A 13,165-nucleotide genomic window follows, 5' to 3' on the forward strand; every position below is an offset into this window, starting at 1 on the left:
GAATGCGTTACTCCGACTGCGGAGCAGGTAATTGCATAAACTTAGCAACAAGTCTGGCAATTGTATCGCGCATTTCCCGGCGGTCAACGATCATATCAATGGCGCCATGCTCTAACAGGAATTCACTGCGCTGAAACCCTTCAGGTAACTTTTCACGTACTGTCTGTTCGATAACCCGTGGGCCGGCAAAACCAATCAGGGCTTTCGGTTCACCGATATTAATATCGCCCAGCATTGCCAAACTAGCAGACACACCGCCCATGGTCGGGTCGGTTAACACAGAAATATACGGCAGCCCCTGCTCACTCATCCGGGCCAGCGCAGCACTGGTTTTGGCCATTTGCATTAGCGAGAACAGCGCTTCCTGCATCCGGGCACCACCACTGGCCGAAAAACAGACAAAAGGGATCTTGTGCTTTAACGCGTACTCGACACCGGCAACGAATTTGGCACCGACTACCGACGCCATTGAGCCGCCCATAAATTCAAACTCAAAGGCCGCTGCAACCACTGGCATTCCTTTAAGGGTACCGTGCATTACCACCATGGCATCTTTTTCATTGGTATCTTTCTGTGCTGCAACAATCCGATCTTTGTAACGTTTACTGTCTTTAAACTTCAGTAAATCTTGTGGCTCAAGCTCGGCGGCTAATTCAGTCGTCGATTGATGATCAAAGAAATTTAACAAGCGGCTGCGTGCCGATACTCGCATATGGTGATCGCATTTCGGGCAGACGCCAAGATTACGATCCAGGTCGGCTTTATATAACACTGCATCGCAAGAGGTACATTTGGTCCAAACGCCTTCAGGAATATTACGGCGACCTGAAGATGACGTTCTGGGCAGGATCTTCTCTAACCAACTCATAGCCTTTTCCTAATTTGTGATTGCCGGCTAACCGCAGTTAGCTGAGCATAAAATACGCGAAAACCATCGAAATGGCGAAAATGCGGCTATTAAAACACAAAGTACCCAGCGCAGAATACAGAAAACTGGTCTTAAGAGTATGCCGGCAAGCGTCATCGTCAGGTTGGCGGTAAAAATAACGGTCCTAATGCGACCTGAGGAATAGCGTAAGGTTCCGGATAATCGACTTCTACCAGATACAAACCGCCGGCTTTGGCGGTCGCTGCAGCTAGTGTGCGATCCCGACTGGCCAGCAACTCTGCCAGCCACTCGGTTGGCTTGCGCCCCATACCAATCTCCAGCAAGCTACCGGTGATATTGCGCACCATATGATGTAAAAAGGCGTTCGCCTTGATATCCAATACGATATAGTCACCAAAGCGCTCAATCCGCAGATGGTGGACATTACGAAACGGTGTTTTCGATTGGCATTGAATGGCGCGAAAGGCACTAAAATCCTGTTCACCCAACAAGGCGGGTGCCGCCTGCTGCATCAGGCTGATATCCAATTGCTGGTGATAATGACTCAAACCAGAGCGTAGAATAGCTGGCCGATATTTATGGTTATAAATGACATAACGATAACGCCGTGCCGTCGCGCTGAACCTGGCGTGGAAATCATCCGGCACCACTTTCGCCCAGCGCACCGCAATTTGATCCGGTAACTGCGCATTCGTGCCCATCACCCAGGCTTTTTCGTCTCTTACCGCATTCGTATCAAAGTGCACCACCTGGCCGGTAGCATGCACGCCGGCGTCAGTGCGGCCGGCACAAAATAACTCTACCGGGTGGTTTGCTACCCTCGCCAGTGCAGTTTCCAGCTCCTGCTGTACACTATTGACTTCGCGCTGACGCTGCCAGCCAAAAAAGCTGGTCCCATCATATTCAATTCCTAAGGCTATCCGCATCTTGGCCCCTTTTCTCAGTTGGGGCTAGTATACCGCAGCCAAACTCTGTTACCTACTCTGGTCTTAGCGTTCGGACTTCATCTTTAACATGATCCGGCGCGTCCGAGGTTAAAATTTCATCGATCAGTAAATTAGCACTTTCCGGTTCATCCATCTCGATATAAGCACGCACCAGATCCAGCTTAGCCGCAAAACCATTGTCTTCCTGATCAACGTCCATTTTCGTGTGTTCACCGATAATATCAGCAAACTCATCCAGCCCAACATCCACATTTAACTGCTCAAACCGGCTGTCATCGTTATCACCCTGTTCCAGCGCGGACAACAAATTATCAATTTCGACAAAATCAGCGTCTGAGACCCCTGTCACAGTCGTGTCAGCTGGCGAATCCGATTGTTCATCAGCAGCAGCTAACTCAAGGTCCGGTTCCGCCTCCAGATCCTGTGCCGGCTCAAACTCATCTGTGGCAACGGCAGCCTCAGTTTGCGCGAGTTCATCAAGTAAATCATCAAACTGACTGTCTTCTAAATCGGATAAATTAAACGCTTCTGGTGTTAACTCGACACTTTCGTCAATACCATCCCGCTCGGAATCCGGCTCAGTAGTTAACGTCTCCAGCTGACGTGACAACACTTCCAGCTGTTGCTCATTTTCCGGATCAAAATCACTTAAATCGAGTTCAGGGTAATCTTCCAGCATTTGGCTGGGGTTCTCGACCGCCAGTGCTGCCTCCGTTGGCCGCACCACCGAACTGTCATCCGCTACCGCGAGATCCAGATTAACGCCAGTCTCGGCGTCCGCTTCATTTAACTCAGCAATGTCGAACTCAGGCAGGGCTTCGGTTATCTCGCCAGATTCTGGCGCTAATGGCTCGGTTTGCGCCATGTCGTCTGCAGCAAGCTCGCTTGCTAGTAAATCTTCGTTCAGCGATTCTGCACTACCCTCAGCAACAATATCCGTTTCCACGTCAAATGCAGCCTCAGTATTCAGGTCTGCTTCCGCATTCAGTGCAGCATCACCATCAACGCCGGCTTCAGCATCCAATGCCGCTTCTGCTTCTTCAGCAGCTCGGGTCTGCTCCGCTGCTTGTACCAAAATGTCATCCAGTTCATCCTGCAGCCGGGCTTCATCTTCGGTAATTAATTCCTCATCATCCTGCTCCGGAAAATCGCCCTCTGCGGCCAGCTGCTCGGCAAAGGCCTCCAGTTCAGAGCTGTCAAACTTGGTATCCGTTGCAGTTGACTCTTGTAGCTCCTGCGCCCAATCTGCCTCAAGATTATCCGTCGCCACCTCAGTATCGGCTGGCACAGGCATCTCGCTCAGTTCGGTCGGTGCCACAGTCTGATCATTGCGCGGTGTCGCTTCGTCTACCGGCCAATCCAGCTCTATTTCTTCCAACAGATTATCGATATCGTCCTGACTGTCTAAACTAGCGTTTTCGACCTCTGGTTGTGGCTGTGGCATCAGCGAAGCCGCTTCAGCTTGTTCAGGATCGGCCAGTTCAATCACTTCTTCTGCTTCGTCTTCAACGTCTAGCAATGAGGCCAGATCGGTATCAGACAAAATATTATCAGCATCAAAACTCAGTTCATCACTGTCAGGTAACATCAGGTCATCTGCAGTATCGGTGGTTATTTGAGTATCATCATCAAGCGAGAAATCCAGTGACTCATCCTGCGGCACGTCGAGTAACTCTGATTTCAGTGGATCGGCGTTGTCAAAATCATCCAGTAAGATATCGTCGCTAAAGTCAGGCAGATCGTCGTCACCCAGATTCTTCGTCACAGCACCGGCTTTAGCCGTTGCCGGGGTTTCAAAGGCATCATCGAGCAAGCTGTCGTCGAGCGTAAATAAGCTATCGTCAAAATCCTGACTATTATCCAGCGGAGGCACCGGCGACTGATATCCCACAGGCGCAACAGGCTCTTTGGTCGCGGCGGCAACTACCTGCTCAGTTTTCTGGCCACGTTTTCTAATCCACACCATGACACCGAACAATGCCAGCAACGCTGGTGTAATGGCCGCTAACACCCAACTCAGCGGATTATTCAACAACTGGGCCAGCTGATTTTCGCTGGCAGCTAAGCGAGCAGCTTCCTCAGCTTGCCGCCGTGCTTCCTGTTCAGCCAAGATTTGTTGTTGCTGCTGTAATAGCTGGTTAAGTTGCTGTTGTAATTCACTGTCTTCGGCCAGCTGGTTTTTCAGCCCCTCTAACTCCTGCTGTACCCGGCCCAATGAACCACGCAGTTGCTCGTTTTCGCGTGCAATACCTTCAATCAGTTGCATCGAGCTCTGATAGTTATCTTTTAAGGCGTTCAACTCGGCCAATGTCTGCTGCTGCACCTGATTCGGCTTGGTAGTCTGTTCGCGGGCTCTGGCACGGGCCTCGGCTTCACGACGGGTACGCTCCGCCCAGGCCTGATCATCCAAATCCGCTTTGCGTCGTGCTTGTTCCGCATCGACACTACGAATTTCCCGCAAATCTGGCAGAATTAAGACTGCGCCCGGCCGTAAATGATTAAAGTTAGCATCGTTAAAGGCGCCCGGGTTTTTCAGAAACAGCGCGTACATCACCTGATAGGTGGTCACGCTATCATTGGGTTTAACCTGCTCGGCAATCCGCCATAGCGTATCGCTGGCCGTCAGCGGGCCAAACTGTTGCTGGGTAAAGGCATTATCACTGCTTTTCGGGCCACGGATCTGCGTCGGCGCACTTTGTGAGAACGCAAACGCCGAAAAATTGACAAGTAGCAATACGAATAAAATACGAACGGGCATCAGTTTTCCTTAGCCGAGCAACCAGACTCACGTCATTAAGCCAAACTTTATTTCAGAGCTATGCAAACAGTGTTCCATCATTCTCAAAGTCAGCCCGCCAACTATAATGCAGATGCCGGAAACTGACCAGAGGCGCAGCGGCAGCCACAATGAAAACAGGCCGCAAAAGCGGCCTGTAACAGTAATATACTACTTTACGATTATCTGACTACAGATAGTCGCGGATCAGCACTTCGGCGATCTGAATACTGTTGGTGGCAGCACCTTTACGAATATTATCGGCCACAACCCACATATTTATACCATTTTCGTGGGATAAATCCTGACGAATACGGCCAACAAAGACCTCATCCTTACCGGTAGCACTGCAAACCTGGGTTGGGAAGTCGGCATTATTTTCCAGTAATACCACACCTGGCGCATTGGCCAGCAGAGCTTTTACCTGCTCTGGCGAAATCGGCATCCGCGTTTCGATATGCACTGCTTCGGCGTGACCATAGAACACCGGTACCCGCACTGCAGTGGCATTTACCGCTATGCTACTGTCGCCCAGAATTTTCTGGGTTTCCCAGTGCATTTTCATTTCTTCTTTGGTGTAACCATTTTCCAGAAACACATCAATCTGCGGAATCACGTTAAAAGCGATTTGCCGGGCAAACTGTCCCTGCTCATCCAGTGGCCGGCCGTTCATCAGCTGTGCAGTTTCGCTGGCCAGGGCTTCTACTGCCGATTGTCCGGCACCACTGACCGACTGATAAGTCGCGACATTGACCCGGCTAATGCCAACGGCATCATGAATTGGCTTTAACGCCACCAACATCTGAATCGTTGAACAGTTGGGGTTGGCAATAATATTACGGTTACGGTAATCAGCAATGGCCTCAGGGTTAACTTCCGGCACCACTAAGGGAATATCCGCTTCGTAACGGAAATGCGAGGTGTTATCAATCACTACACAGCCCGCTTCCGCGGCTTTAGGGGCATAAATCGCCGAGACACTGCCACCGGCGGAGAATAAACCAATCTGTGCCTGGCTCCAGTCAAAGGTTTCAGCATCCAGCACCGTCAGCTTTTTACCCTTAAAGGTCACAGTGCCACCGGCCGAGCGGCTGCTGGCCAGCGGGAACAGTTGCGCAACCGGAAAATCACGCTGCTCCAAAATTTCGATTAAATGTTGGCCGACCAGACCGGTCGCGCCCAAAACTGCGACATTGTATTGCGACGCCATGCGGTGCATCCTCTTATTACTGACGACTAAAGCCTAAGGAGTCAAGCCAGGCCGGTAAAGCCGGGCCACTCAGTTGTAGCGCACTGTACTCGCGCCTCGCAGGATAAGACTTTCTGAGCCAGTCAAACCCGTGACCTGTTATATGATACCGGAACAAGGCATCATCCCGCCGCACATCATATAACATCCTGGCGAGATTTTGGACATCTGGAAGCCCAAAATTAGCGGAAAGTTGTAGTTTTTCCATCGCTGGTACCGGTAAGAGCGCGGCCAGACTCATCCGGGGCTGCTGTTGTAGCAGTTCACAGCAGCGTTGATACAGCATTTCGGTGCCCCGCGCCTTGCCTTCGACACTATGGCCGGCTATGTGCGCCGTGGCCAGATCGCAATAAGGCAGTAGCGGCAACAAAATATCCGGCTCCTGTTCCCACACATCCAGCACCAGCGGCCGACGCTTGCGCTGTTGCGCCGTTAGCAGCGCCTGATTATCGATCACGGCGCCACGCGAGGCGTTGATAATAGCGCAGTCAGGTTTTAGCTGCGCCAGGTGTACTGCATCCAATAGGTGATAACTGGGATAAGGCCCGGTTTTTTCAAGCGGGGTATGAAAACTAATGATATCGGCCTGCTGACACAAGGTCGTAAAATCAGTATGCGGAAAATCTGGCTCTTGCGCAGCACGCAGCGGATCGCAGAGCAGCAGCGGGATCCCCAGCGCCCTTGCCGCGGTTGCTAAACGTTGGCCGATACTGCCAACCCCGACAATACCCAGCACTTTATGCTGTAATGACCACTGATAGCGCTCAGCCAGAAACCATAAACTACTAAGTACATATTCCAGCACCGACTGGGCATTGCAGCCAGGTGCCGAGCTAAAGCTAATCTGCCGGGAAGCTAAATAGTCCCTATCAACATGTTCAGTACCGATAGTGGCCGTGCCGACAAAACGTAAGCGGTTATTCTGTGACAGCAAGCTGGCATTGACTGGCGTCACCGAACGCACCAGCAGGACATCGGCCTCGCGTAATGCCTCAGCCTGGACGTTCCGGCCATCAAAGGTGGTCACCTCGCCAAGGTCGGCGAAAAACTCGCGCACCAGCGGCATATTTTCATCAGCGTAAATGTTCATTATCGGCCCCGTTGTTCGGATACGTGCATTCTAGCAAGAAAAGTATGTTAATCAGAACCGTGCTTTGCTAACAAAAAGTGGTTATTATTGCCGCTAAAACATAATTAAGGGACTAACTATGCGTCATTATATGGTGTTGCTCTTTTTAGGGTTCATAGCGAGCTGTGGCGGTGGTGGTGATAGTGGCAGCAATACTGGAGGAAGCACTGGCTCAGGCGGCAATACGGGTGGTAGCAATACCGTAACGATTAACGCTGACAATGCGCTTTACCTTGCTGCAATTACCAGTCTGAGCAATGACACTCTGACGAGTTTCGCCCAACTTGCCGTTCTGGCTCACGATGAACTTAATAATAAACCCAGAGCTTTTGCCGTTACTCGCCCAGTGCTATGTCAAAACGGTACACAAGCAATTGAATTTATTCAACATACAATATCCGATACTTATTACCTGGGTGCGAATCAGCGTTTTAGCATTGTCTTTACCCAATGTCAGCTGGCCGAGCTAGAAGCAGTAGTGAACGGTGAGTTAGAGGTTGCGATTAACTCACTTACACTTGATGGTTATTCTTTAGAGATTTCAGCCGCAAGTTATCGGATAACAGGGCGTAATCTCCGTTTAACAGATGAAGAGGGCAGTATTCAGTTAGCCGTTGATTTTAACAGTACTTATAGTGTTGCCCAGCAACAATACAGTTATATGCTAACCCCAGTATCAGGCTCTAATCTGATTATAACGCTGCCTGACAGTAAACAAGAGCAGTTCAGGGGGTTTAATTCTCAGCTTCTGTTAGATACTAAAGCAGGGCGCTACCAACTCTCAACTTCAGGTAATGTGCAAAGCGAAACTTTGGCAGGTTCGGTTACTGTAAGCACCTTATCCCCTCTAACCGGCCGCCTTCAGCGCTTGCCAAATGGCGGCGAGTGGCTGTTTCAAGGTAACGGCAACAGCAGCATGCGTCTTTCTGCTATTTCCAGCGAAACAGGCAGGTTAGCCAAGGTCACGTTACCTGCTTTAGCACTAGAAGGTGAAGTTCCTTGGCTGGATTTGAGTACCGGTGCTGCATGGCAAAAAACAGGGCTCGCTAAAAACTACAAATGGCTGGAGCAGCGCGATTTTGTAAACCTTGAGCAAGAATGGCAGCTTCCTAATCAAGACTTTGTTGCAGAGCTGCTGCCCGAACAACCCCTATACCTAAATTTTAGTAATGATGTCCACAGTCTTGGCGGTTATGGCAGTCAGCTTGCTTTGGTTGCGGTTGATGATGATAACCATGCGCTGTTTGGCATCCCTGTTATTGATGTGGATATCAGTTTGCAAGGTACAGTTGTTAAGCTGCAACCACGCAGTGCCATGTTAACTGGTTATCGCTATCGCTTGGGAAGCGTTTTTGGCCGCAATGATCTTAGTAGTAACTTAGCAAGTACACCCTATATCTTTGCTAAATTAAAGCAAGAATTAACAGCCACCATTGATTTGGACACAGTATTGTTTCGTTCAGGTCAAACCGTTGAAATCACTCCAAATATCCAATCTGCGTTGGGACCAGCCACTGCAACATGGCAAACCGATAGTACGGTTGCAACGCAACGTACGTTGGCAAATCAAGGCATCAGTTTAACCTTTGCCGCCGCTCCAACGGGGAGCTTTTTACGGGGAAGCTTATCTTTAACGCTGAGTAATGCCCGAGGCAATCAACTCTTAGTTGAACGTCCTTACATTGTTATAGATGAACAACTAACAAATTATTTTTTTAACAGCGTTGAACCTCTATCTGGCGTTGGTGCTGCCAGTGCGGTACTAGCACCAATCAATACCAGCGAGGACATCGGTAATGATACTGGTATTTATACTGGTGTTTCGGGGATGTATACCACCAATGTAGGTGATAGTGTTCAGAGTCAGCCTTGGTCACTTTGGTTAAGAACCGGAGGCGGAGGAATACTTCAGCCTGGTACCTACACCGCCGGTGCGGAAAGTGATGTTAATGCACCTCATATCTGGGTGAATATGGAGCAGCGAACCTGTAATACTGAAACGGCGACCTTTACCGTAGAAGAAGCGGAGTACGACGCCGATAATATTTTTGTCAAAGCACTGAGCGTTAATTACTCGTTAGTTTGTATCAGTAATGGCCAAAGATTTCGATATCATGGACAAATTCGCTATCAACGAAACTTTTAACAGGCCCTAGCCATTTTGCGGTAGTTGAAACTTTTAAGTTGCCATTAAAAAGGCGCTGACATCAGCGCCTTAAGTTATAACAGCTGCAGTTAGCCGTTATCGCATTGCATTATGCTTTGTCGCGTTGCATTACCCTTTGTAACGTTGCATGACCAGGGTGGCATTGGTGCCACCAAAACCAAAGCTGTTCGACATCACGGTATCTAAGACTGCGTCGCGGGTTTGGGTCACGATATCCAGACCTTTAGCCGCTTCATCCAGCTCACCGATATTGATCGACGGCGCAATAAAGTTATGTTTTAGCATCAGCAGCGAATAAATGGCCTCATGCACACCGGCCGCACCCAGCGCATGACCAGTCATCGCCTTAGTCGCACTAATAGCCGGGGTTTTGCCGGCAAAAACTTCCTGGATCGCGCCCAGCTCTTTGACATCACCCACCGGGGTGCTGGTGCCATGAGTATTCAGATAATCAATAGGTGCGTCCACGCCCTGCATTGCCATTTGCATGCAACGCACCGCGCCTTCACCACTTGGTGCCACCATGTCATAACCATCTGAGGTCGCGCCATAGCCGACAATTTCAGCATAGATGGTAGCACCGCGCGCCAGCGCATGTTCTAACTCTTCAACCACGACGATACCGCCACCGCCGCTAATGACAAAGCCATCACGGTTGGCATCATAGGTACGCGAGGCCAGTTCTGGCGTGTCGTTATAACGGCTGGATAAGGCGCCCATTGCGTCAAACTCCATTGCCAGCGTCCAGTGCACTTCTTCACCACCACCGGCAAACACGATATCCTGCTTACCCAGTTGGATCAGTTCCATCGCATGGCCGATACAGTGTGCGCTGGTGGCACAGGCTGAACTGATGGAATAGTTGACGCCTTTAATTTTAAATGGCGTAGCCAGACAGGCCGAGCAGGTGCTGGACATGGTTTTCGGCACGGCATAAGGGCCAACCCGTTTTACGCCTTTTTCACGCAGAATATCGGCCGCTTCAACCTGAGTTTTGGACGAAGCGCCGCCCGAGCCAACCACCAAGCCAACGCGCGGATGCGAAATCTGCTCATCGCTTAAACCGGCATCCTGCATCGCTTGCTGCATCGCCAGATAGGCATAGGCAGCAGCATCACCCATAAAGCGCATCGCTTTACGATCAATCAGTTCGCTGGGGTCCAGTTTAATATTGCCCCATACCTGCGATCTTAAACCCAGCTCGGCAAATTCCTCGGCGCGGCTTATGCCGGACTTACCGGCTTTTAACGAGGCTAATACCTCAGCCTGATTGTTACCGATACTAGATACAATGCCTAAACCGGTGATCACAGCTCTTTTCATGCTTACTCCCCATGCCTGTCGTTACAGGTACTGAATGTTAAAAATTATCTTTGTCATGCTGCCGCCCAGTCAGGCCGCAGAATTAATACCGCAATTCTACGGACTTTCGCCGCGAAACTGGTCTGCTTTCAGCGCACACCTGTACTCTGTTTTCAATTTTGCTTCAGGCTGCGGTAAACTACAAGATGAAATTTTGCCAAAGGTTTGTTATGTCTGCCCTATCGCACGCCCGGATCCACTTTAATGCCCAAGGCACCCCGGTTGCCACTGACTTTGACGATATCTATTTTTCCAACGATGGCGGCCTGGCCGAAACGGATTACGTGTTTTTGCAGCAAAACGGTTTACCCGAGCGCTGGCAAAGTCATACTCGCCCCTGGTTTCATGTGCTGGAAACCGGCTTTGGTACCGGTGCCAACTTCTTGCTTTGCTGGCAACGCTTTCGGGAGTATCGCCGCCAGTATCCGGATGCTCAGTGTCAGCGGCTGTATTTTAGTAGCTTTGAAAAATACCCGTTAAGCCGCGCCGATCTGACACAGGCATTAAGTGTACACACTGAATTAGCCCCACTTTGCCAACAGCTATTGGCCGCCTATCCACCGGCCACCGCGGGCTGTCATCGACTATTGCTGGATGGGGGCCAGGTAATGCTGGATCTGTGGCTGGGTGATGTTAATGTACTGTTGCCGACAGTGCCGGAGCAGAATCGGGTCGATGCAATCTTCCTTGATGGTTTTGCGCCAGCGAAAAACCCCGATATGTGGCAACCGGGATTATTTCAGCAGCTATTTCGCTTAAGTTATCCCGGCACCCGCCTTGCCACCTTTACCTGTGCCGGGGTGGTAAAACGCGGCCTAAGCGAAGCGGGCTTTCAGCTTACCAAGGTAAAAGGCTTTGGTAAAAAGCGCGAAATGCTGATTGCCTGGCATCCACAGCCGGCGGAGTCGTTATCCCCCGACAGGCAGCACAGCGATCCTGTTAGTGATCCTGTCACCATTATCGGTGGTGGTCTGGCAGCCTTAACCACGGCCTATGCCCTGCTGCGCCGGGGTATTGCCGTCAACTTGCTTTGTGCTGATGCCGAAGTTGCCCAGGGTGCTTCACATAATCGCCAGGGTGCGCTTTATCCGAATCTGCCAGTTAAGCTCACGCCACAGGGGTTATTTCATTGCCAGGCCTTCTGGCAGGCGCGGCAGTTTTATCAGCACTGCCAGCAACTGGGCTTAGACTTTCCTCTGGATTACTGTGGCGTGCTGCATCTGGCCAGCACAGAACAACTGGCTGAGCGGCAACAGAAAATGGCAGCGGCTGCGGTCTGGCCACAGGAGTTACTGCAATTTGTCGATGCAGCCGCTGCCACTAAGCTCGCTGGTGTGACTTTGCAGCAGGGCGGCATCTTTTTGCCGCTGGCCGGTTGGCTGGCACCGCAAGCCTTTTGCCAGGCATTATGGCGCTACCTCAGTACCCAGCCAGGCTTTAGCAGCCAGTTTAACTGCCGGGTAGAACAGCTTGCAGCGCATTCTGATGGCTGGCGACTGCATACCACGACAACGACACTCACCGCACAACAGCTGCTGGTCGCCAATGGTGCCGATCTAACCCGCTTAGCCCCCTTTGCCGCTCTGCCGGTAAATCGGGTACGCGGTCAGGTTAGCCATGTCGAAGCGCCGGATCTTGCGCCACTGCGTACTGTAATTTGTCATAAAGGTTATCTGACGCCTGCCTGGCAAGGACTGCACTGTATTGGCGCCACCTTTGACCGGACGGCAGAAACGGCAGAGTTAATGGATGCAGACGATACCCAGAATATTGCCGAGCTGCGCCAGCAATTACAGCAGCCTGATTGGTCTGTAAAACTGGCGGTGCATTCTGCAAAAGCCGCTTTTCGGGCAACAGTGCCGGATCATCTGCCACTCTGTGGTCGCTATCACCCTGAAAATACTGGTGAGCCGGCCCCACTCTGGCTAAATGTCGGTCTGGGTGCCCGCGGCTTGTTATTCGCGCCGCTGCAGGCTGAAATTCTGGCCGCACAAATTAGCGGCGAACCCATCCCAACAGGGCAGACCGGTCTGCAATTACTCTCGCCAGCGCGCTTTACGAAAAAAACCGCGACCTGACCCCGATTCTTTGCTAGAGTTTTGCATTACAGGACGCTAAACAAGGATTTGCTATGTCAGGTCGGATCTTAAGATTGGCGCTGCTCGGTTTGAGCAGCATACTGCTGGGCATCAGCTCAGTACAGGCAGCAGAATTTTATCGCATTCCGTTACCAGCCGATGCCCGGGAGCAAGCCCGGTTAGAGCAAAAACTGCCGGCGGTACTGCATTATTATAGCCAGTTGTCGGCGGCAGAACTGGCCACTTTTTACCAACAGCAATTGGGACAACCGATACAACAAAAGCAGCATCAACAGCAGCTGCAATTGTATTTTCAGCGTAATAGTGAGCAAATTCGGGTAGTGATCGCCGAACAGCAAGGTTGGCGAGATGTGTCACTAATGGTAGAGAAACGCTGAACAGACCGGCGAAACCACCGCACCAGGGCGTGTTGACGTTTGCTGCTTAGATTTTGTTCACACTGGCGGCGCTTTGATCGCGAAACGAGGAGCGCAGTTTAGTTATTCTAAATAAGTGACGAGTGACAAAGAGCAAAGCGCCGCCAGCGCGAACCCTTCGGGCAGCGTTT

Annotated in this window: 9 protein-coding genes; 3 read left to right on the top strand and 6 right to left on the bottom strand. The window is 50.9% G+C overall.

Annotated elements, in window-relative coordinates:
* Positions 1 to 7: 7 nt before the first annotated feature.
* The 5 genes from accD to AGRI_RS06670 all read right to left on the bottom strand — a co-directional run bounded on the left by accD (position 8) and on the right by AGRI_RS06670 (position 6,951).
* Positions 8 to 868, bottom strand: a complete 861-nt coding sequence (accD, locus tag AGRI_RS06650) for an acetyl-CoA carboxylase, carboxyltransferase subunit beta (RefSeq protein WP_040291547.1) — start codon at positions 866 to 868, stop codon at positions 8 to 10.
* A gap of 158 nt (positions 869 to 1,026) precedes the next feature.
* Positions 1,027 to 1,815, bottom strand: coding sequence for a tRNA pseudouridine(38-40) synthase TruA (truA, locus tag AGRI_RS06655; protein ID WP_008984212.1), 789 nt, complete (start codon positions 1,813 to 1,815; stop codon positions 1,027 to 1,029).
* 52 nt (positions 1,816 to 1,867) lie between these two features.
* Positions 1,868 to 4,594 (bottom strand): FimV/HubP family polar landmark protein, encoded by a 2,727-nt coding sequence (locus tag AGRI_RS06660; protein ID WP_008984213.1) that lies wholly within the window; start codon positions 4,592 to 4,594, stop codon positions 1,868 to 1,870.
* A gap of 208 nt (positions 4,595 to 4,802) precedes the next feature.
* Complete coding sequence (locus AGRI_RS06665) at positions 4,803 to 5,822, bottom strand: aspartate-semialdehyde dehydrogenase (protein ID WP_008984214.1); 1,020 nt, start codon at positions 5,820 to 5,822, stop codon at positions 4,803 to 4,805.
* A 16-nt stretch (positions 5,823 to 5,838) separates the two neighbouring features.
* Positions 5,839 to 6,951: a 4-phosphoerythronate dehydrogenase gene (locus AGRI_RS06670; RefSeq protein ID WP_008984215.1), complete on the bottom strand. Its 1,113-nt coding sequence runs from the start codon at positions 6,949 to 6,951 to the stop codon at positions 5,839 to 5,841.
* A gap of 118 nt (positions 6,952 to 7,069) precedes the next feature.
* Here AGRI_RS06670 and AGRI_RS06675 point away from each other — a divergent pair, with 118 nt between their 5' ends.
* Positions 7,070 to 9,136, top strand: a complete 2,067-nt coding sequence (locus AGRI_RS06675) for a hypothetical protein (RefSeq protein ID WP_008984216.1) — start codon at positions 7,070 to 7,072, stop codon at positions 9,134 to 9,136.
* Positions 9,137 to 9,265: 129 nt separating this feature from the next.
* On the opposite strand, the gene fabB is transcribed toward AGRI_RS06675, so the two are convergent.
* Positions 9,266 to 10,480 carry a beta-ketoacyl-ACP synthase I gene (fabB, locus tag AGRI_RS06680; protein WP_008984217.1) on the bottom strand — a complete coding sequence of 405 codons (1,215 nt, stop codon included), beginning with the start codon at positions 10,478 to 10,480 and terminating at the stop codon, positions 9,266 to 9,268.
* 209 nt (positions 10,481 to 10,689) lie between these two features.
* Here fabB and mnmC point away from each other — a divergent pair, with 209 nt between their 5' ends.
* Both mnmC and AGRI_RS06690 read left to right on the top strand, forming a co-directional pair.
* On the top strand, positions 10,690 to 12,597 hold the full coding sequence (mnmC, locus tag AGRI_RS06685) for a bifunctional tRNA (5-methylaminomethyl-2-thiouridine)(34)-methyltransferase MnmC2/FAD-dependent 5-carboxymethylaminomethyl-2-thiouridine(34) oxidoreductase MnmC1 (protein WP_008984218.1): 1,908 nt from the start codon (positions 10,690 to 10,692) through the stop codon (positions 12,595 to 12,597).
* A 53-nt stretch (positions 12,598 to 12,650) separates the two neighbouring features.
* The gene (locus AGRI_RS06690; protein ID WP_008984219.1) at positions 12,651 to 12,995 is read left to right on the top strand and encodes a hypothetical protein; all 345 of its coding nucleotides are present in this window, start codon (positions 12,651 to 12,653) and stop codon (positions 12,993 to 12,995) included.
* Positions 12,996 to 13,165: the final 170 nt, after the last annotated feature.

This window comes from Alishewanella agri BL06, from assembly GCF_000272005.1.
In the GTDB taxonomy this organism is placed as follows: Bacteria; Pseudomonadota; Gammaproteobacteria; order Enterobacterales; family Alteromonadaceae; genus Alishewanella; species Alishewanella agri.

Bases quoted from the DNA above. Each gene is read 5' to 3' on its own strand.
- accD (WP_040291547.1), bottom strand. From the start codon at position 868: ATGAGTTGGTTAGAGAAGATCCTGCCCAGAACGTCATCTTCAGGTCGC.
- truA (WP_008984212.1), bottom strand. From the start codon at position 1,815: ATGCGGATAGCCTTAGGAATTGAATATGATGGGACCAGCTTTTTTGGC.
- AGRI_RS06660 (WP_008984213.1), bottom strand. From the start codon at position 4,594: ATGCCCGTTCGTATTTTATTCGTATTGCTACTTGTCAATTTTTCGGCG.
- AGRI_RS06665 (WP_008984214.1), bottom strand. From the start codon at position 5,822: ATGGCGTCGCAATACAATGTCGCAGTTTTGGGCGCGACCGGTCTGGTC.
- AGRI_RS06670 (WP_008984215.1), bottom strand. From the start codon at position 6,951: ATGAACATTTACGCTGATGAAAATATGCCGCTGGTGCGCGAGTTTTTC.
- AGRI_RS06675 (WP_008984216.1), top strand. From the start codon at position 7,070: ATGCGTCATTATATGGTGTTGCTCTTTTTAGGGTTCATAGCGAGCTGT.
- fabB (WP_008984217.1), bottom strand. From the start codon at position 10,480: ATGAAAAGAGCTGTGATCACCGGTTTAGGCATTGTATCTAGTATCGGT.
- mnmC (WP_008984218.1), top strand. From the start codon at position 10,690: ATGTCTGCCCTATCGCACGCCCGGATCCACTTTAATGCCCAAGGCACC.
- AGRI_RS06690 (WP_008984219.1), top strand. From the start codon at position 12,651: ATGTCAGGTCGGATCTTAAGATTGGCGCTGCTCGGTTTGAGCAGCATA.